Annotated in this window: 21 protein-coding genes; 1 reads left to right on the forward strand and 20 read right to left on the reverse strand. The window is 65.0% G+C overall.

Going from position 1 to position 18856, the window contains the following annotated elements; translation table 11 throughout:
• The first annotated feature begins 30 nt into the window (after nt 1–30).
• Entirely contained in the window at nt 31–1293 is a 1263-nt protein-coding gene (locus CKW39_RS11535; protein ID WP_095798255.1) for a beta-ketoacyl synthase, read from the forward strand.
• A 189-nt stretch (nt 1294–1482) separates the two neighbouring features.
• Here the strand turns inward: CKW39_RS11535 and CKW39_RS11540 are convergent, their stop codons facing one another.
• The 20 genes from CKW39_RS11540 to CKW39_RS11635 form a co-directional block, all read right to left on the reverse strand.
• Nucleotides 1483–1986, reverse strand: a complete 504-nt coding sequence (locus CKW39_RS11540; protein ID WP_095798256.1) for a DUF3145 domain-containing protein — start codon at nt 1984–1986, stop codon at nt 1483–1485.
• 211 nt (nt 1987–2197) lie between these two features.
• Nucleotides 2198–3169: a tyrosine recombinase XerC gene (locus tag CKW39_RS11545; protein WP_095798257.1), complete on the reverse strand. Its 972-nt coding sequence runs from the start codon at nt 3167–3169 to the stop codon at nt 2198–2200.
• A complete protein-coding gene (gene dprA / locus CKW39_RS11550) occupies nt 3144–4406 on the reverse strand; it encodes a DNA-processing protein DprA (protein ID WP_095798258.1) in 1263 nt (420 codons plus the stop codon). Before dprA ends, CKW39_RS11545 begins: the two co-directional genes overlap by 26 nt.
• On the reverse strand, nt 4403–5947 hold the full coding sequence (locus CKW39_RS11555) for a YifB family Mg chelatase-like AAA ATPase (protein ID WP_095798259.1): 1545 nt from the start codon (nt 5945–5947) through the stop codon (nt 4403–4405). Before CKW39_RS11555 ends, dprA begins: the two co-directional genes overlap by 4 nt.
• Before the next feature lie 266 nt (nt 5948–6213).
• On the reverse strand, nt 6214–7161 hold the full coding sequence (locus CKW39_RS11560) for a hypothetical protein (RefSeq protein ID WP_143469993.1): 948 nt from the start codon (nt 7159–7161) through the stop codon (nt 6214–6216).
• 155 nt (nt 7162–7316) lie between these two features.
• Entirely contained in the window at nt 7317–7733 is a 417-nt protein-coding gene (locus CKW39_RS11565; RefSeq protein WP_238663101.1) for a YraN family protein, read from the reverse strand.
• Between the two features lie 102 nt (nt 7734–7835).
• Nucleotides 7836–8522: a ribonuclease HII gene (locus CKW39_RS11570; protein ID WP_238663100.1), complete on the reverse strand. Its 687-nt coding sequence runs from the start codon at nt 8520–8522 to the stop codon at nt 7836–7838.
• A 2-nt stretch (nt 8523–8524) separates the two neighbouring features.
• Nucleotides 8525–9319, reverse strand: a complete 795-nt coding sequence (gene lepB, locus CKW39_RS11575; protein ID WP_238663099.1) for a signal peptidase I — start codon at nt 9317–9319, stop codon at nt 8525–8527.
• A gap of 49 nt (nt 9320–9368) precedes the next feature.
• Nucleotides 9369–10052, reverse strand: a complete 684-nt coding sequence (gene lepB / locus CKW39_RS11580; RefSeq protein ID WP_095798264.1) for a signal peptidase I — start codon at nt 10050–10052, stop codon at nt 9369–9371.
• A gap of 11 nt (nt 10053–10063) precedes the next feature.
• Nucleotides 10064–10426 carry a 50S ribosomal protein L19 gene (rplS, locus tag CKW39_RS11585; protein ID WP_095798265.1) on the reverse strand — a complete coding sequence of 121 codons (363 nt, stop codon included), beginning with the start codon at nt 10424–10426 and terminating at the stop codon, nt 10064–10066.
• A gap of 199 nt (nt 10427–10625) precedes the next feature.
• On the reverse strand, nt 10626–11438 hold the full coding sequence (trmD, locus tag CKW39_RS11590) for a tRNA (guanosine(37)-N1)-methyltransferase TrmD (protein ID WP_095798266.1): 813 nt from the start codon (nt 11436–11438) through the stop codon (nt 10626–10628).
• A 4-nt stretch (nt 11439–11442) separates the two neighbouring features.
• A complete protein-coding gene (gene rimM / locus CKW39_RS11595) occupies nt 11443–11994 on the reverse strand; it encodes a ribosome maturation factor RimM (protein ID WP_095798267.1) in 552 nt (183 codons plus the stop codon).
• Nucleotides 11995–12102: 108 nt separating this feature from the next.
• Nucleotides 12103–12348 carry an RNA-binding protein gene (locus tag CKW39_RS11600; RefSeq protein ID WP_031273282.1) on the reverse strand — a complete coding sequence of 82 codons (246 nt, stop codon included), beginning with the start codon at nt 12346–12348 and terminating at the stop codon, nt 12103–12105.
• A gap of 2 nt (nt 12349–12350) precedes the next feature.
• Nucleotides 12351–12815, reverse strand: a complete 465-nt coding sequence (gene rpsP / locus CKW39_RS11605) for a 30S ribosomal protein S16 (protein WP_095798268.1) — start codon at nt 12813–12815, stop codon at nt 12351–12353.
• A 178-nt stretch (nt 12816–12993) separates the two neighbouring features.
• Nucleotides 12994–14202 (reverse strand): ABC transporter permease, encoded by a 1209-nt coding sequence (locus CKW39_RS11610; protein WP_095798269.1) that lies wholly within the window; start codon nt 14200–14202, stop codon nt 12994–12996.
• Nucleotides 14199–15143, reverse strand: a complete 945-nt coding sequence (locus CKW39_RS11615) for an ABC transporter ATP-binding protein (protein ID WP_095798270.1) — start codon at nt 15141–15143, stop codon at nt 14199–14201. Before CKW39_RS11615 ends, CKW39_RS11610 begins: the two co-directional genes overlap by 4 nt.
• A gap of 235 nt (nt 15144–15378) precedes the next feature.
• On the reverse strand, nt 15379–16098 hold the full coding sequence (locus tag CKW39_RS11620) for a response regulator transcription factor (protein ID WP_095798271.1): 720 nt from the start codon (nt 16096–16098) through the stop codon (nt 15379–15381).
• The gene (locus CKW39_RS11625) at nt 16095–17480 is read right to left on the reverse strand and encodes a sensor histidine kinase (protein ID WP_095798272.1); all 1386 of its coding nucleotides are present in this window, start codon (nt 17478–17480) and stop codon (nt 16095–16097) included. The genes CKW39_RS11620 and CKW39_RS11625 overlap by 4 nt, the downstream gene beginning before the upstream one ends.
• Entirely contained in the window at nt 17480–18361 is an 882-nt protein-coding gene (locus tag CKW39_RS11630) for a hypothetical protein (RefSeq protein WP_095798273.1), read from the reverse strand. Before CKW39_RS11630 ends, CKW39_RS11625 begins: the two co-directional genes overlap by 1 nt.
• Nucleotides 18358–18852: an NUDIX hydrolase gene (locus CKW39_RS11635; RefSeq protein WP_095798274.1), complete on the reverse strand. Its 495-nt coding sequence runs from the start codon at nt 18850–18852 to the stop codon at nt 18358–18360. Before CKW39_RS11635 ends, CKW39_RS11630 begins: the two co-directional genes overlap by 4 nt.
• Between the last annotated feature and the right edge of the window lie 4 nt (nt 18853–18856).

The raw sequence follows: 18856 nt of genomic DNA on the forward strand, positions 1-18856 counted from the left end.
TGCGATCCCGGACACGAGGAAGTGCAGATAATGTCCCGCAAAGTAGTTGTCACCGGCTTGGGAGCCATCACCCCCATCGGTGAAAACGTCCAGGAAACCTGGGCCAACGCTCTCAAGGGCGTCTCCGGTGTTCACGCCCTGGAAAATGACTGGGTCGAACAATACGACTTGGCGGTCCGCATCGGCGCGACCGCCCCCGCCCCGTCGGAAGACGTGGTTTCCCGCGTCCAGGCCAAACGTCTGGACCCCTCAGGACAGTTTTCCGTGGCTGCCGCACGTGAAGCCTGGAACGATGCCGGTTTCTCCGGCGACACCGCGGACACCAGCGACGAACTGGATCCCACCCGCGTGGGCGTGGCCTTCGGCACAGGTATCGGTGGCGTGTGGACCCTCTTGGATGCTTGGGACACCATGCAGGCCAAGGGTGCGCGCCGCGTCAAGCCCATGACCGTTCCCATGCTCATGCCCAACGGCAATGCCTCGTCCGTGAGTATGGAGTTCAAGGCCCGTGCGTGCGCCATCACCCCGGTGTCGGCGTGCGCCTCAGGCACCGAGGCCTTCTACCAGGGTCTCAACTTGATCCGCGAGGGCAAGGCGGACGTGGTCATCGTGGGCGGCGCAGAAAGTGCGATCCACCCCGTGACCATCGCGGCCTTCAACTCGATGCAGGCCCTGTCTCGTCGCAACGACGATCCGCAGGCTGCATCGCGCCCCTTCGACATCGACCGTGACGGCTTCGTCATGGGCGAGGGCGCCGGAGCATGCATCCTGGAATCAGAGGAACATGCCAAGGCCCGCGGCGCCAAGATCTATGCCGAGCTTGCCGGTGCAGGTCTCAGCGCGGACGCGCACCACATTACCTCCCCGGCCATCGGCGACGAAGGTGGCCCCGCGCGCGCACTGCGGGAGTCCATGGTCTCAGGTGGTTTCGAGCCCTCCGAGATCAAGCACGTCAACGCACACGCGACCTCCACGCCCGTGGGTGACATCCCGGAGGCCGGTGCCCTCCGCGCCGCGTTCGGCTCCGAGGTGGACAGCATGGCTGTCTCGGCCACCAAGTCCATGACCGGTCACCTGCTGGGTGGCTCCGGTGCCGTGGAAGGTGTGCTCACCATCCTGGCGCTCAAGAACCGGATTGCGCCGTGCACCATCAACCTGGACAACCAGGACCCGAAGATCGATCTGGACGTGGTGACCACGGCCCGCGATTTGCCCTCGGGTGACATTGTGGCCATTTCCAACTCGTTCGGTTTTGGCGGTCACAACTCCGTGGCGGCCTTCCGCTCCGTCTAGGAGTCGGCTACCGACTGAGAAACAAAGAGCCCCGGCTCGCACCGCTGACGGAAAGCGGTGCGAGCCGGGGCTCTTTGTCGTGGGGCGTTGACGTACGTTACTGGTGCGGGCGCCATCGGGAACTCCCGAGCATCATCGACTCAGGCGTTGTCTCCGGGCGCTGCGGGACGTGTTTCCTGTGAACGTGTCCTAGCTGACGCGGTGCAACCAGCGAACGGGAGCGCCCTCGGCCGCGTGGCGGAACGGTTCGAGTTCCTCGTCCCAGGCTTCACCCAGGGCCACCGACAGTTCCGTGAGGAGCAGGGTGGGATCTCCGGCGGCGGCCTCGTAGGCGTAGCGGATTCTGTCCTCGCAGACCACGATATTGCCGGCTACGTCCGTGGTGGCATGGAAAATTCCCAAATCGGGCGTGAACGACCAACGCGAGCCATCGTTGCCGCGGCTGGGGTTCTCGGTGACCTCGAAGCGCACGCGGCCCAGGGTGCGCAGGGCGGAAGCCAAGAGGGCACCTGTACCGGCGACCCCGGACCACTCGAGTTCGGTGCGCATGGCACCGGGTTCGGCGTTCTGAGGGGTCCACTCAAGATCCGTTCGATGTCGCGAAACGGACTCCAGAGCCCACTGGATGTGGGGGCACAGCGCCTGGGGTGCGGAGTGCACATACAGCACACCGCGGGTGGTTGGTGAAGACATAGCCTGTTCCTCCGTCATGTAGGTACGTCTTCCCCAACGCCCTGCACGGAGTTCTTCGGTTCACCACCGCAGACACATTTAGTTGTTTCACAGCCACCATGAGTCCTTCTCGCGGATTCGAGGCCGGTGGATCAACTCGCGTGGCTGCTGGCACCCATTGTTCAGGAGGGACGTGTGCGGGTCAACCTAAAGCCGTTGCGCCGCCAACATGTCAGGCTCTGGGATGCGCCTGAGCATAGGCATTCTTGAGTCGTTCGACCGAGACGTGGGTGTAGATCTGGGTGGTGGCCACGGTGGAATGTCCCAGGAGTTCCTGCACGCTCCGCAGGTCCGCTCCCCCGTCCAGAAGGTGCGTGGCCGCGCTGTGCCGGAGGCTGTGCGGACCGCTCGCGTGCGTGTCCGGCACGGCCTGCAGGGCATCGGCGACCACCCGTCGCGCAACCCGGGCGTCGATTCTTCCGCCGCGTGCACCCAGGAACATTGCGGCACCCGACTTCTCCGTGGCCACGACCTCACGACGACGCCGCCACACCTCCAGAGCCTGCTCTGCCCGGTCGCCGAAGGGCACTCTCCGTTGCTTGTTTCCCTTGCCGGTCACGGTGATCACTTTGATGCTTCGATCTACGTCCGAATCGTTGAGGTTGACGACTTCGCTGATGCGGGCCCCCGTGGCGTAAAGCAGTTCGACGAGCGCCCAATCCCGGGCCGCCATGGCCGCGGAGCGATCATCCTCAGCGGGTTGTTCTGCCGCGGCGGCCAAGCCGTCGAGCATGTCGGACAACGCGGTCGAGTTGACCACCTCGGGGAGGTGTTGACCTGTTTTGGGCCCTTTCACGGACGCGGCCGGGTCATGGTCCAGCCGACCGTTGTCCACCGCCCACCGACAGAACGTGTGAACCGAAGCGATCCCCCGTGACACCGAACTGCGGGCCAATCCCCGTTGATGCCGCTGCGCGAGCCAGCCTCGGAGGGATTCACGGTCAAGATCCTCGAGTCCCTTGAGCCGGCGGGCCGTCATCCATGCGGACAACTCCTCCAGGTCCCCCACGTACGAGCGGATGGTGTGTTCGCTCCTGGCTTTCTCATGTCGCAGGTGCCGGGCAAACAACGCGATCTCCTCCGAGAGGGCCGTTGCCGTCTCGTGGTCCTGTTCCGGTTCATGCGCGGGATGTTCCTGGGGCATTCTTCGAGCCTACTCGGCGCCATCCCAACAGGGAGTCTGCTGCCAGTCCCCGGGAGCGCAACGTGGACAAGCCGGTCATGACTTCCGTCGGTGACAGCCCGGACACTCGGCACAGATTGGACGGATCGGCATCCTGTCTCAGCGGCAGGGCGTCGTAGAGGCGTAGCAAATGCGGCTCCAGCGAATCCTCGGGCCGCTGCGCCACGTCGTCCTGCTCGGCCTGGATGCCCAGGGCTGCGTCATTGCCGAGGGGGCCGAGCAGTTCCAAGACTTCGGCACCGTTGTTGACCAGGATGGCGTGATCTTCTCTGATCAGTTTGTGACAACCGGCCGAACCCCCGCTCAGGACATCACCGGGTACGGCCGCGACCTCCCGCGACAGGGATTCGGCGTGGTGAGCGGTGTTGAGTGATCCGGACCGCCAGGCGGCCTCCGTGACCACCGTGGCCCGGGACAGCGCAGCGATGAGCCGATTACGTTGCAGAAACCGATATCGCGTGGGTGAGCAACCCAGTGGAACTTCGCTGAGCAGCATCCCGTGTTCCTCGATACGACTCAGCAGGCCCGCGTTGGCGCTCGGATAGAACCTGTCCACCCCGCAGGCTAGGACTGCGACCGTGGGTGGCTCCGCAGTGCCCGCGGTGAGCGCCGCGGAGTGCGCGGCGGCATCGATCCCGTAGGCCCCGCCCGAGATCACGCACCACCCCTCGCCACTGACGTGATGCGTGATGTCCCGAGTTACGGCCGCGCCGTAAGCACTAGCATTACGAGATCCGACCACGGCCACGCTGTGCGCGAGACCGGGGAGTTTGCTGCGATCCCCGCGCCCCCAGAGCGCAATGGGTCTGTTCAGACCCAGGTCATCGAGTGGTTCGGGCCAGTCAGGATCCTCCGGAATCACCACCCATGCGCCCAGGGAGTGAGCATGGCGAGCATCCGTGTCAGGGTCGACCACCGGCAGTCGGGAGCGCCAGGCCTCGAAACGGTCCCCCAGGTCGGCGGGCTTACTGCGAAGTCCCCACGTGGCCATTGCGGTCTGGACTTTTTGGAGCAGCCACCCCGGCGGCCTCTGATGAGAGGTGATGGTGTCCCGCAGGGTGATGGGCCCCAGACAGTGCAACAGGGCCATGCCCGCGCGATCGGCCGGTTCGATCATGCGGGCGAGTTGGGTTCTGGCTCCGCGCAGTTCATCGCTGTACGTCGCGGGGGATTCGTGGTCTGCCATTGGCTGGTTCATGAGGTCACCGTGGTCTTGAAGAAGAGTGCGAGTTGCACGTGCTCTGAGCTGGGAGATCCGGCACCGGCCAAGTCAGCGAGGGTCCATGCGACACGGAGCACCCGGATGTAGCCGCGCGCGGTCAGGGTGTGGTTGTCCATGGCTTTCTTCAGTGACTGAACAGTGTGCCGTTCGGGAGACAACGCTTTGCGCAGAAGAGAACCGGGGACATCGCTGTTGAGCTGCAGTCCGTAGCGAGCTAACCGTTCGCGTTGCGCAGCCCTTGCCGCACCGACCCGTTCGGCCACACTCGCGCTGTCCTCCGGAGGCTCACCCCGCGCGGAGTTCAGCTCGTGATAGGTCACGGCGGGCACCCGCAGTTGTAGGTCCACGCGGTCGATAAGTGGCCCGGACAGCTTGTTGAAATACCGGTGCCTTTTGTGAGCGGTACAGGTACATCGATTCCCGACTCCCTCTGCTTGACCACACGGGCACGGATTCGCAGCGAGAACCAGTTGGAACTTGGCGGGATATCGGGACACGTTCTGCGAGCGCGCAATGGTCACTGTTCCGGACTCGAGGGGCTGACGGAGCGTGTCCAACACCCGCCGTTCAAACTCCGGTGCTTCGTCCAGGAACAACACACCCCGGTGGGCCAGTGAGATGGCGCCCGGTCTAGGGATTCCACTGCCCCCGCCACACAGTGCGGGCGTCGTAATGCTGTGGTGGGGGGCCTGCAAGGGTGGCCTGCGGATCAGTTCGGAACAGCGCGAGTCACCGCGCAGGGAATGGATCGAGGTCACCTCGAGTGACTGGTGGTCGTCCAGATCCGGGAGGATTCCGGGCAGCCGTTCGGCGAGCATTGTCTTCCCGGCACCCGGTGGTCCCACCATCATCAGGTGATGGCCCCCGGCGGCTGCGATTTCCAACGCCTGCCGCCCTTCGATCTGCCCCACCACATCCCGAAGATCCGGAGCTTCCGTATTCTCAGCCGTGTCCGTGCAGCCGTCCGGTGACTTGCTACCCCCGGGCACCCTGTTCAACAGCTGCGGGTCGGCGCCGTGCATCACGAGCAGTTCCGCCAAATGCGAGACGGCGGTGACCTCGGCACCGGACACCAGCCGCGCCTCTTCGTAATTTTCCCTGGCTACGACAACCGTGGAATGCCCGTGCAGTACCGCCGCGTGCACCGCGGGCAACACGCCCCGCACGGGACGCAATGACCCGTCCAAACCCAGTTCGGCGAGGTACACAGTGTCTGAAGCAGCCCGAATGGCACCGTGCGCCGTGAGCACCGCCATGACCACAGCGACGTCGAAATGTGAACCGCGCTTGGGAAGCGTGGCCGGCGACAGGTTGACGGTGATCTTCCGCGCGGGAAGCTTGATCCCGGCATTGCGCGCGGCCGCACGAATACGCTCCCGTGACTCGTTCACCGCCTGGTCCGGGAGCCCGATGATGCTGAAGGCTGGCAACGATTGGCCGATATCAGCCTCAACGTCAACCACGTGACCGTCCAACCCGACCAACGCCACGGACTTGGTCCGTGCGAAGCCGGTCATCGCGCATCACTTCGCAGGTACGGGCGGCGGACGTGTCGCTGGGGGCGACGAACAAGCTGTGAATGCGAGTGTCTGGGCATGACACCACCATGACGGCGCGGGCCCACACGGCACAGAGCCTACCGCCCGCTGTGCAGTTCTGGAGTGGGCTCCGCACGGCGACCGGAGAACGCAATCAGCAATCCATGGATAACGAGCCATGGCCCACAGGCCCAGCTCAGTGAGCCGCCGACTAAAAGGTCCATCAGTGAGTGGAGTTCAGGCCGTCACGGCTGCACAGGTTGCTGCTCCCCCACCGCCTGAGCGGGAACAGATGGCGCGACAGGGGGCACCGATGCTCCCGCCTCGGGCGCGGTGGTGGGCTGAGTACCGGGTTCGGATGGCACCGGTTCCTGCGGCGGCGCAGGGGCATCCGTGGGCTCTTCGGGAACGGGATCGGTGGTCGACTCGGAACCGCCGCCATCGGCGGGAGGTTCCTCTTCCGCGGTCTCATCCCCCGGATCCCCCGGAGGGGGGTCTTCCTCCGGAGCTTCCGGTTCGGCTGGATCCGCCGGGGACGCGGGGCGCGGCGCGGCAGGTTCGTTGCGGCTGTCCGGGCTGGGTCTGACAGCTCGTTCCTCGGAGTCGCCCATGGACGGAATCAGTTCCATGCTCGCGAACGTCGCCGGCAAACGACTCAGGTCTCCCACCAGAATTTCATCGCCTCGGCCACCCACCGGCACGTCGCCGGTGTACTTGGCCACGGTGTCATCCACGCGACGGTCGATGTCCCGTGCCTTTTCTTCGGAGACCCGATCACCACCGGCATTCGTCCATTCCCCGTTATCGCCCCGCTCGGATGTCCATTCGGGCGCTACCTTGGGAAGAGCGTCGAGTCGGTAAATGGAACCGTCCTCGGCGGTCAACACCAGCCTGCTCACGGAGACCGGCTGACGGCCGTTCCGATTGTCGATGCTGATTTTCGCGTACAACGCTCGCTCTACCCCGGCGTCCTTGCGGAGCTTGTCGACATCCTCGTCGGGCGGCGGCGTTGCGGGGAGGGTGATCCGCACGGATGCGCCCGAGGGCAAACGGGCATTGAACGTTCCGCCACGCAGACCGGCGCTCGACGTTTCGGCCGAGACCGACGGCGATTCCTCCGGGACTTGCTCGTCCCCGTCGTTACAGCCGGTCAGGAGGGACACGGAAAGTCCCGCGGCTATCAACACACCCATGGCGCGCCTGCGTGGCAGAAAGAATGTCACCAAGCGACCCCCACTGATCATCGACTGTTCAGGGTGCCGTTCTCGACCCCCGACCTACCGTGGCACGTTGGGCTGCGGATGTCACTCAGCACGCCGGGAGTCCATCAAATTGTGACCTTTGGATATCAGTGCCAGCTCAGCGACCCCATGTGTTCGACGCGCGGGGCATCCCCGGCCGGCCAGTGCACCGACACCACGTCCACACTGGGGATCTCTGACCAACCGTGTTCCCGAGCCCATGCGCGGGCCAACCGATGGAGACGTTGCAGCTTCTCGGGTCCCACGGCCTCAGCCGGGTGACCGAAGCCGGACCCTGTTCGGGTCTTGACCTCGAAGATCGTGACCGCGCCCGCGCGTTCCGCCACGATGTCCAATTCACCGCGCACCGGGTGATCTGCTGGGGTGGCTCGCCAGTTGCGATCCAACACATGCCATCCGGCGCGGGTCAGCAGATCGGCAATCAGATCTTCCCCGGAGCGGCCCGTACTGATGTGGGTCGCGGGCGGATCCGGAGCGGCTGGGGACACGCGAGAAATACTCATGGAACCATCGTGACGATCCAGCGCTCCCATGAACATGGCTAACGTGTGCCTGTGGAGTGCGCATGCTCGATTGACCCGGACATTGCCACGACCCGAACGGAGCTAAATGCCCAAGTTCCAACTCACCCGATGCAGCGGGGTCGCGCCGTGCTCCACTATCGCGGCCCGGTGGACCGCACTCCCGTAGCCCTTGTTCGACTCCCAGCCGTACGCCGGGTACTCCCCCGCGTAGTTGCGCATGATTGCGTCGCGCTCCACCTTGGCGGCAATCGATGCGGCCGCCACAGAGACGCAGTGGGCGTCGGCCTTGACCAGGGTGCGCACCACCGCGGGCACGCCCCACGGGTCGGTTTCCTGGCCCAGCACTGGTTCGGTGCGCAACCAGTTGTAGGACCCGTCCAGGATCAGCCCGTCCACGCTGATCCCCGACGACGCCGCTTGGGCCAGTGCCCTGAGTCCGGCCAGTCGAAGGGCGGCGCTGATTCCCAGTCGGTCGATTTCGAAGGGTTGAGCGTGGCCCACGGTGCAGGCTGCGGCCCACGAATCGATGGCCGGGGCCAGTGCTTCGCGGCGCTTGGCCGTCAGTGCCTTGGAATCCCGTACCCCGTGCCAAACGGAAGGATCGGCGCTATCGAGGGCGGCGGCGTCGAACACCACGAGCCCGACGCTCGCGGGACCGGCCAGTGCGCCGCGACCCACCTCGTCCATGCCGCCCACGTACCGCAGACCCTGCGCGGCGAGTTCGCGCTCCAGATCGATGCCGGGATCACTCGTGACTCGTGAGCCCACGATCAGTCGTCGGAAGAGCCGGTGGCCGGAACGTCCGCGAAGACCTGTTCCGGGTGGTGCAAGATCTGGAAGCGATCCAGCGGCCATGCGATCACGAACGCGGTGCCAATGATGTCTTCCTTGTGGATGAACGCGTTGTTGTTGGCCAGGTGCACGCGGGAGTCGGCGGAGGCGTTGCGATGATCGCCGAGCACGAAGAAATGATTGTCCGGAACGATCACGTCGAACGGGATCTCGGACGGCACGGCACCCGGGTACACGTAGGTCTCGTCCAGCGGCGTGCCGTTCACGCTGATCTTGCCGTCAGCGTCGCAGCAGACCACATGGTCACCGCCCTGACCGATCACGCGTTTGACGAGGGCCTGATCACCGCTGTCCGGGAGGATTCCCACGAAGGACAGGGCGCTCTGGATGGCTCCGCCCAGGCCCTCGCTACCCTGCGGCTGGGAGGGGAGCCAGTTCTTGGTGTCATCGAAGACCACGATGTCGCCGCGGTCGATGTTCCCCAGATTGGCGCTCATGACGTTCACGAAGATTCGGTCATCCAACTCCAGAGTGTTCTCCATGGAGCCGGAAGGAATGTAGAAACCCCGCACGAACAGGGTCTTGACGATGAAGGCGATCAGGATGGCCAGGACCACCACGATCAGGATTTCCTTGACGGAGCTCCAGGCCGAATTGGCCTTCTTGGCGCTCCGCGAGGCCAAGGAACGGGACGAACGCGAGGACCGGCGGGGCCGCAACGGCTCCTGCTCCGGCTGCTCCCCCGCGGAATCTGATGGACGTTCTTCAGTCACTACGCCGTGTTCCTTCCTGACATGGTGGGTGTCTGCACCCATGGGCAGACTACAAGTCCCGGGCTCGGTCCAGGGGCCACAACACCCATTCTGCGGTTCCGATGATGCGTTCCGTGCGGATCAGCCCACCGCCGGGTGCACCCAACAGAGAACGCGAATCCACAGATTCACTGCGGTGGTCCCCCATGAGCCAAACGCGATCAGCGGGAACGTGCACGGCAAAGGGAATGTCCGAGGGCCGGTCGCCAGCGTACAGATACTCCTCCTCGAGAGGCTGGCCGTTGACCGTGATCTTGCCCTGAGCGTCACAGCATTCGATGGAGTCTCCGGGCACCGCCATCACACGCTTCACGTACGCGGTGGACGATCCGTTCAGACCCAGCCAGCGACCCACACCGTTGACCGCCTGGGTGTACCAGGGGTCCGTGGAATGCAACGGGTCCAGGGAACCGCGACCGTCGAAAACCACGAGTTCTCCGCGCTGCAGCTCATCCGTGTCGGCGAGCTTGCTGACCAGCACCCGATCCCCGCCCTGCAGCGTGGGCTCCATCGAGTTGGAACCCACCCAGTAGACATCCACCACGAATGCACGTACCACGGCGGCGATGAGCAGAGCCGACAGTACGGCAAGGGTGACGACCCGCAGCCACCAGCGCCGCGGGGAAAGGGGTGCACGTACAGCGGAGGACCCGGCAGATGCCGGGCCCTCCGTGCGTTCCGAGTGCAGATGCACGTGGAAAATGCTTACTTGCTCGAAGCGCTCGAATCACGCTTCTCGCGGATACGAGCGGCCTTACCGTGACGATCGCGCATGTAGTAGAGCTTGGCACGACGCACGTCACCGCGGCTCACGAGCTCGATCTTGTCGATGATCGGGGAGTGCACCGGGAAGGTACGCTCCACGCCAACACCGAAGCTGACCTTGCGAACGGTGAAGGTCTCGCGCACGCCGGAGCCCTGACGGCCCATGACGTAGCCCTTGAAGACCTGGACACGCGAACGGCTGCCTTCAATGATGTTCACGTGGACATTCAGGGTGTCGCCGGGGCGGAAATCCGGAATGTCGTTACGCAGGGACTTGGCATCAAGCTGATCGATAAGGTTCATGCTTTTTCTCCTCGCGACTGCCGCAGGTCGATCGCGTGTGGTCCGCGCGGCTCAGCCGTGAAGGTTTGAGCCAACGCGCAGAAGTATGTCGAAATCGGGCCGGTGTGGTGATTTCGAATGCGTGGTTGTTGGTCGCTCTCCCCCCTGCGGCAGGGGCGTGCCCAACTCACGCACAGCGACCCATTATGCCATATTTCGGCTAGCCCTGTGCGCCGTCAGCGGGGGCGGGGGCACAGACCTGGAACGACCCGTTGACCACCTGGAATCCGTGCTCGCGCAGGATGGCCAGATCAGCCTTGTTCAGGTCCGCCGGGTTGAGCTGTTCGATCATGTCCGGGCGGCGCTGAGCAGTGCGGTGCAGTTGCTGGTCACGGCGCCAGCGGGCAATGTTCCCGTGGTGACCGGACAACAGCATGTCCGGGATGGCGCGTTCTCGCCACATGGCCGGTTTGGTGTACACGGGGTATTCGAGCAGCCCGCCGGTGTGGGATTCTTCGGCGAGGGATTCCGGGTTGCCGATCACCCCGGGGATCAGCCGGGTCACGGCCTCGACCATGGCCAGCACGGCCACTTCTCCCCCGTTGAGCACGTAGTCACCCAGGCTCATGGGACGCACCACGGCGTGTTCGGAGGCCCAGTCGATGAAGCGTTCGTCGATTCCTTCGTAGCGGCCGCACGCGAACACCAGGTGCTCCTCGTCGGCCAGTTCGTACGCGACGTCCTGGGTGAAGACTTCGCCGGCCGGTGAGGGCACGACCAGCACGGGCTTCCGGAACGACGGCGACGCCGCGGTCACGGACTCGAGCGCCTGTGCCCACGGTTCGGGTTTCATCACCATTCCGGCACCACCGCCGTACGGGGTGTCATCCACCGTGCGGTGCCGGTCCGTGGCAAAGGTCCGTGGATCCGTCACAGACAGGTCCAGCACGCCGTCCGTCATGGCCTTACCGATCAACGACAGTTCCAACGGCGCCAGGTACTCGGGGAAGATGCTCAGCACATCGATGCGCACGGTGCTACTCCTCCGAGCCCAGGTCCAGCAGACCGGCGGGCGGGGTCAACAGCACGCGGCCGGTTTCCAGATCCACCTCCGGCACGATTTCTTCGACGAACGGGATCAGAATACGACGCCGCTCCCCCACGATTTCGAGTTCCAACAGGTCCTGAGCCGCTCCGGAGATCAGGGCGGTGACCTTTCCGACCTCGCGATCGTCCCGGGTGGTGTCCACGGCCATGAGACCGAGCAGATCGTCCTGGCGCCATTCGTCGTCCTCGAGCTCCACCTCGTGGGCCTCGGCATACAGCTGTGCCCCGCGCATCTCTTCTGCGCGGTTGCGGTCGGTGATCTCCTCGAAGCGGGCAATCAGCACCTTTTTGTTCCAGCGAAAACCCGCGGTCGTGAGGGTCTCGGGAAGTCCCGCGGCGGCGTCGGCCTGCCCCTGAGGCCACTGGACGCTCAGGTTCGACCCGGGCGCAAAACGCGACTCGGGATCGTCGGTGAACAATTGCACCGTGACTTCCCCGCGCACGCCGTGGGGCTTTCCGATGCGTGCAATCCGAACGCTCATGAGATCTCCTTTGCCGGATCTGGACCAGTGTGATGTTTTTACCAAATGATGACGGCCCCCGTCTCCCGCGTCTGCAGGAAACAGGGGCCGTTCACGTACGCGCGGTCTTTAGCGACGACGACGGTCGGTATCGACCACGTCTACGCGCACATTTTCGCCGGGTGCCAGGGCCGTCACGACGGTGCGCAAGGCCTTGGCGGTGCGTCCGGAACGCCCGATCACGCGGCCGAGGTCATCGGGGTGAACCCGAACCTCGAGGATCTGCCCGCGGCGTCCTTCGCGTGAGCGAACGGTGACGTCCTCGGGGCTGTCCACAATGCCGCGAACCAGGTGTTCCAGAGCCTCGGCGAGCATGCTCACTCTGCCTTCTCGGCGTTGTCCTCCGTGGAGTCCTCAGCCGCACCCTCGGTGGAAGCTTCCTCGGCGGGCACTTCGGCCTGCTCGGAAGCCTCGGCCTTGTCAGCCTTGGGGGTGATGGCCTCGGGGATGATCACGGAACCCTTGTCGGGTGCCACGAACTCAGCCTTGGTCTCGGGGGCCTTGTAGGTACCCTCGGCACCGGGCTCACCCTTGAACTTCTGCCAGTCACCGGTGATCTTCAGCAGTGCTGCCACGGCGTCAGAGGGCTGTGCGCCCACGCCGAGCCAGTACTGGATCCGGTCGGAAACCAGGTTGATGTAGGAGGGGTGCTCGGTCGGCTGGTAGACGCCGACCTCCTCGATGACACGACCATCGCGCTTCTTGCGGGAGTCGACGATGACAACGCGGTAACGGGGATCGCGCATTTTACCCATGCGCTTGAGACGAATCTTAACTGCCACTTGAGTGGTTACTCCTGTTTCGAATGTGGTCGGAAATGCACACACTTGCACCCGTGGGGCGGGCCTTGGTGGGATTTCCTGTGGACGCGACACACGTGCGGTGAGAGGGTCCGCACGGTTCGAGTACCCGTCTATTCTGCCACACGTGTCAAACCTGTGAGTGCAGATGGAACGTGGTCTACCTCTCGAGCCTGAGAGCCTTGCGCCACGTGAGCGCCTGACCACCCTGGAACACCGCGCGCTTGTAGACCCGCTCCCCCACACGGAACATGATCAGTCCGAACACGGCACACAGCCCCAGGGCGAGCCACGGTTCCCACCACTGCACGGTATCGGTCAACATCCGCACGGGCATGGCCACCGATGAAACCAGCGGAACGTAGGAGGCCACGGTGAGCCAGGTTCCCTTGGCGAACAACCCCACGAGCAGGGCCGCGATCAACACGGACATGATGGGGCCGGTGTTGGACTGCAGGTCCTCCGTGCGAGAGGCCAGCGAACCCAGCACCGCCCAGATGCTCGCCTGGGCGGCAAAGCCCACCACGAAGAACCCGATGAACCATCCGGAGGCCTGCAGGATCCACCCGATCGATTCCGCCCGGCCGAGCAGATTCACGCCCAGTAACCCCACGGCCCCGTACAGAATGATCTGCGCGTATGCCAGCAGGCAGTTACCGGCCACCTTGCCGTAGAGGATGTGGCGCACCGGGATGGCGGTGGCCAGGATCTCCACGACCCGGTTCTGCTTCTCCTCGAGCACCGAGTTGGCAATGGCCATGCCGAAGATGATGGCGGCGGTGTAGAACAGCATGGCGAAGACGAAGCCCAGTACGTTGGCCGCCACGCCGCGATCCGGTTCGTCCGAGAGGGTGCGCGTCTGCACCTCTGAACCGGCCGTCAGCTGTTCCGTGGTGGTTCCGGCGTCCGCCGCGTTCTGCTGCGCGGTCACGTCCTTGGCTGCGTCCGAGAGCATTCCGCTCAGGGAAGCATCCATGGAGTTGCGGGCCGTCAGGACCCATTCGTTGTCACTGCGCGACACGGCGGCATCGATGTCTTCGTTCTGCAGGAGCTCACGAGCCTCCTCGGGCGAGGCGGATTGCACCTCGAGCGTGGTCTTGTCCTCGGCCGAGTCCCGGGCCGCCTCCGCCACCGTGACCGATTGCGGGTCCGTGGCGGCCACGGTGTAGCTGGTGGTGCGCTCACCCATGAAGAACATGAACGCGGTGAATCCGATGATGCCCAGGACCGTGAGCACAGTGGACAGCACGAAAGCGCGGTCCCGCAGTTTGACGCCGATCTCGCGATTCATGACGGTGAGCCACGGGGCGGACACCTGTGTGGTCCGTTCCTCTTCTGCGGCCGCTGTGGTGGTCGTGTCGTGGCTCATGAGATGGCCTCCCGATAGAGATCTCCCAGCGAAGGACGCAGCCGAGCGAATTCCACCATTCCGCGGTCCGCCGCTTGTCTGGTCAGCTGATTGCGGGCTTCCGCGTCCGCCGGCGTAACGATGGCCGTATTGCCGTCGAGGTCCACGACCTCCACCCCGGGTTGGCCACGGGTCCAGCCCGCATCAGCGGTGCACACCAACCGATATTGTTCGGGCCGCGCACCGCGTAATTGCTCGACGGGCCCGGCCAGGCGCACCGTGCCACTGTCCAGGACCACCAGCGCGTCGCACAGTCGGTCGATCAAATCCAGTTGGTGGGAGGAAAACAGCACCGGTACCCCGCGAGCCATGTATTCGCGCAGCAGCCCCACCATGGCATCGACAGCGGTCGGGTCCAGCCCGGAGAACGGTTCGTCCAGGACCAGGGCCACGGGATCGTGAAGCAGGGCCGCGGCGACCTGGACGCGCTGCTGATTACCCAGCGACAGTGTCTCGAGCCGGTCCTTGGCTCGCTCCCCCAGGCCGAAGCGGTCCAGCAGTCGGTGGGCCTCCGTGAGGGCCCGGGAGCGTTCCATGCCGTGGAGTTGCCCCAGGTAACCCAGCTGATCGGCAATCCGTTGCTTGGGGTACAGACCTCGCTCCTCGGGCATGTACCCGAACCGCGAGCGCGCGCGGGCGTCAATCGGTCGGCCGTTCCACAGCACGGTGCCGCCGTGCTGGTTGAGTACGCCCATAATCATTCGCATGGTGGTGGTCTTGCCCGCACCATTGGCGCCCACGAACCCCGTCATCTGCCCGGGCTCCACGCGAAACGACACCTCGTCCACCACTGTCCGGTCCCCGAACCGTCGCGTCAGGTCCAGCGCCTCCAGCGTGCCGCCGGCGCGCGGTGGTGAGTAGTGGACGGAGCTGTACGCGGCCCCCGGTTCTTTCAACCTCATGCTGCCTCCTCGGATCTATGCCGTTCGCGCAGCCATAGCGTGTGCGCGACGCGGCGCGGCTGGCTGATTCCAGCCTAGGAGGACCGGCAGTCGAAGAGATCAGCCCGGCGGCGGAACTTGAGCTCCACCCTGCGGTGTATGTGGGGTGTCGCTGTCCCGGTTGTCGTCCGGACGAGAGCCGGCTTGGGGGCCAGTCGACTCGTGGCAGACGTGGCGCAGTGGGACCAGTGACGGGTCAGGACACCATGCCTGATCGATAGGCGAAAACCACCGCTTGCACGCGGTCCCGGGCACCCACCTTGGCCAGCACATTGGAGATGTGGGTCTTGACCGTGGCCTGTCCCACGACCAACGTGTCGCAGATCTCCCCGTTGGACAGCCCCTCCGCCGCGAGGGTGAGTACCTCTCGCTCGCGAGCCGTGAGCGAGTCGATGATGCGCTGTTGCTCTCCTGTTCGCTCGGGAGTTCCGGTTGACGACGCCGCTGTCAGTCCGCCCGCGGGCCCGGCCGGTTCCGCGCGTGGTCCCCGAACGGCGTCGTGCTGGGCGAGTTGCTGGACCACTCGCAGGGTGGCCTCGGGCGCGAGGAGTGCGTGGCCATCGACCACCGCGAGGACCGCCGCGACAAGGTCCTCCGGCGAGGCGTTCTTGAGCAGGAAACCGCTGGCCCCGGCGCGCAAGGCGTCGAAGAGGTAGTCGTCGCGGTCGAAGGTCGTGAGGATGATGACCTTGGTGTCCGTGGCTTCAGTGATCAAGCGCGTGGCTTCAATGCCGTCCATCACGGGCATCTGGACGTCCATGAGCACCACGTCCACCGGTTCGGCGAGCACTTGGGCCACGGCGTCCTTGCCGTTGGCGACCTGCCCGACCACCTCAACGTTCTCTTCGACGGTGAGCATGAGCGCGAAACCGGATCGCACCAGCTCGTGATCGTCGGCCAACAGAACTCGGATCACGGGGTGACCTCCTGGGTAGCGCGGGTGAGGGGACGGGGAATGCGCACGCGAACGCGCCAGCCCGGGCCGGGCGTGCGTGGGCCGATCTCGGTAACGCCGTTGTACAGCCGCGCACGCTCGGTGATGCCTTTGAGTCCGAACCCCGAACCCTCCGTGCCCGGCTTGGACTGCCCGTGATCGGTGACTTCCAGTTCAACCCAAGCTTCGGTTCGAGGTTCCTCGGCATCGACCGTTGTGGATCCGGTGCGGACCACGGCCGTTGCTTCACGGGCTGTGGAGTGTCGCGTGACGTTGGCCAGGGCCTCCTGCAGGCACCGGTAAACGGTCAGCTGAAGAGAGCCGGGCAGCTGGGTGAGATCGTCGGGTTGTTCCAGTGAAGTGTTGAACGTGACCGCCAGTCCATGTTTGGCGTGGGAAGCCACCAGATCGTCCAGCTCACTCAATCCCGGTTCGGGTGTGCGGGACTGGGAGGGCAGCACGCTGCCGTCCTCGGCGCGCAACACGCCTAACAACTCACGCATTTCCGTCACAGCTTGCCTGCTGGAGGCTTCCACGGTCGTCAGCGCGGCCGCCGCGGCCTCCGGGTTCTTGGTCATCACGGTGCGAGCAGCACCGGCCTGGATTCCGATCGCGGAGACGTGATGAGCGACCACGTCGTGGAGTTCGCGCGCAATGCGCAACCGCTCCTCGACCACCGCACGATTGGCCAGCTGCTCGGACTGATGGGCGATCCGCCAGGCCTGCTCGCGGAGCCTGCGGCGGTCCAGTGCACGACGCCACGAGGCCCTGCCCATGATGACGGCGCCGCCGAAGTAGACGACGTTCATGATCACGGAGTACCCCATGATGCCCACTGCGGGTGAGAACGGACCGGAAGTCTCCTCGATATCGTCCAGAAGTTCAGCGTAGGAGTTCGTGATCGTCCAGTCGATCATGAGCCATCCCACGGTGAAGACCGCGATCGCCACCACCATGAGGGTCACGAGCTGCCGGGAACGGGCCCAAGCGACCATCGAGTACAGGCTCGCGAAACACGCGATCTGGAAGAACAACTGAATGTTGACGTGGGGCGCAACGTAATAGGCCCACACGAACACGGCCGTGGCCGCCAAGACCCCGGCCACCGGGTAGCGGCGCCGGAAGGCCAGCGGCACAGCGATCAGGACCGACACGAGATAGCCCAGCCACCAGGGCTGGTCTGAGGAGAACGACGTGTAGCTTTCGATCAGCGCCAAGGAAAGCACGGAGGCGGCGGCCACCGCCGCCGCCAACCACACGTCCCGGACGAGTTCGTGGGATGTGGGACGCGGCCGCTGCCAATCCGGTTCGTCCGGATCCGACAGCGCCGCAACCCACCCGCGGGCCCAGGGGAACCGAGCCACTAGGATTTCTTACGCGCCCGCACCGCCGCCCACAGTGCGGCCTGCCCCGCGGCGTCGGCCAGCAGCACCGCGGATGCCGTTCCGAGAACCCGCGAACCTCGACCACCACGACGGGCGAGGGCGGCCAACGTGGAGCCCGCGACCAGTTCGGCACCGCCCACTGCCAACAGGATCTCGGGGTGGCGGAAGTACGCACGCTGAACCCGAGAGACCACATCATTGCCGGAGGGCTCGGTGGTCATGGCATCCACCAAGGACAACCCGAGGGACTTGGGCTCGTAATGGTGGGCGTCGTCCATGTCTTCCACGGAACGTTCGGATTCCACCAGCTTCGCGGCCACCACCGGCACGCCCAGCAGCTGCAGAACCGATTCCAACAGCAAGCCCGAGCTGGGCGTGGCTGCGTAGTTTTCCAGACGAGCGGTTGCTGCGGCGTCCAGGGAGCAGATCGAGGCGATGGCCTCCACGGCGACCTTGGTGTCCCGTTCGACGTCCGTGCTCACCTGCGGTTGCGACGCAGAATCGCCCTCGCCGCCCAGGATGTCGGCGATGTCACTGTGCTCGGCTTCCCAGCGCAGCGTCGCAATGCGTCCCATCTCGATCTGATGGTTGAGCTCTGCCTCTTCGTCACGGTCAGGATCCGTACGCGAGTACACGGTGAGGCTGCGCTCGGCACCGTCTGAGGAGATCGCAATGCACATCTCGCCCGGGTGGACGGCTGCGATGAATGCGGGATCGGTGTTCTCGTCCGGCAGCACCACTGCCCACCCGTTGCGGGTGACCGCGGTGAAACTCGCGTCCAGGAGGTTGGCCAGGAACGGCAATTCGGGCGCGTCAGCGTGCACCAGGACCGCCACCCGATTGAGTTGTTGGTCTGTCATGAACGCTTTCCTCCGTCAATTACGTGTTCGACCACGGTGCCCTGCTCCAGGGCCTCCAGTGCGTCGCGGATTCGCTGTGCCATGCCGGCCGAGAGCACGGTCTCCAGATCCTGCGGAGCAACCCAGCGGTAGGACAGCAGTTCTTCCTCCTGGACCGTGATCTGCGAGTCGGAGGGAATCTGACCGCCGTCGTAGAGGAATGCGACCGAGTCCCCCCACATGCCCATGTTGAGTCCGTGCATGATCAACAGCATGCGACCCTCGGGCAGGTGCAGCCCTACTTCCTCGACCACTTCGCGGAAGCACGCGCTGCGGGGGTCCTCCCCCGCCTCTACCGTGCCGCCGGGCAGGGTCCACTCGGACTTGTAGTTGGGTTCCACCGTGAGCACGCGACCGTTCTCGTCACGAATGACGGCCGACGCCGCTAGCCGTCGCGTGGGGAGCGTGCCGATGAACTCTCGCAGTTCTTGGTCTGAAAGGTATGAACCCACTACC

It is taken from the genome of Kocuria sp. WRN011 (assembly GCF_002295155.1).
Classification (GTDB): domain Bacteria; phylum Actinomycetota; class Actinomycetes; order Actinomycetales; family Micrococcaceae; genus Kocuria; species Kocuria carniphila.

Coding starts and splice junctions, on each gene's coding strand:
- CKW39_RS11540 (WP_095798256.1), bottom strand. CDS start 1,986: ATGTCTTCACCAACCACCCGCGGTGTGCTGTATGTGCACTCCGCACCC.
- rimM (WP_095798267.1), bottom strand. CDS start 11,994: ATGAGCGTTCGGATTGCACGCATCGGAAAGCCCCACGGCGTGCGCGGG.
- CKW39_RS11555 (WP_095798259.1), bottom strand. CDS start 5,947: ATGACCGGCTTCGCACGGACCAAGTCCGTGGCGTTGGTCGGGTTGGAC.
- CKW39_RS11535 (WP_095798255.1), top strand. CDS start 31: ATGTCCCGCAAAGTAGTTGTCACCGGCTTGGGAGCCATCACCCCCATC.
- CKW39_RS11600 (WP_031273282.1), bottom strand. CDS start 12,348: ATGCTCGCCGAGGCTCTGGAACACCTGGTTCGCGGCATTGTGGACAGC.
- CKW39_RS11545 (WP_095798257.1), bottom strand. CDS start 3,169: ATGCCCCAGGAACATCCCGCGCATGAACCGGAACAGGACCACGAGACG.
- dprA (WP_095798258.1), bottom strand. CDS start 4,406: ATGAACCAGCCAATGGCAGACCACGAATCCCCCGCGACGTACAGCGAT.
- CKW39_RS11560 (WP_143469993.1), bottom strand. CDS start 7,161: ATGGGTGTGTTGATAGCCGCGGGACTTTCCGTGTCCCTCCTGACCGGC.
- CKW39_RS11610 (WP_095798269.1), bottom strand. CDS start 14,202: ATGAGCCACGACACGACCACCACAGCGGCCGCAGAAGAGGAACGGACC.
- CKW39_RS11630 (WP_095798273.1), bottom strand. CDS start 18,361: ATGACAGACCAACAACTCAATCGGGTGGCGGTCCTGGTGCACGCTGAC.
- CKW39_RS11615 (WP_095798270.1), bottom strand. CDS start 15,143: ATGAGGTTGAAAGAACCGGGGGCCGCGTACAGCTCCGTCCACTACTCA.
- rplS (WP_095798265.1), bottom strand. CDS start 10,426: ATGAACCTTATCGATCAGCTTGATGCCAAGTCCCTGCGTAACGACATT.
- CKW39_RS11565 (WP_238663101.1), bottom strand. CDS start 7,733: ATGAGTATTTCTCGCGTGTCCCCAGCCGCTCCGGATCCGCCCGCGACC.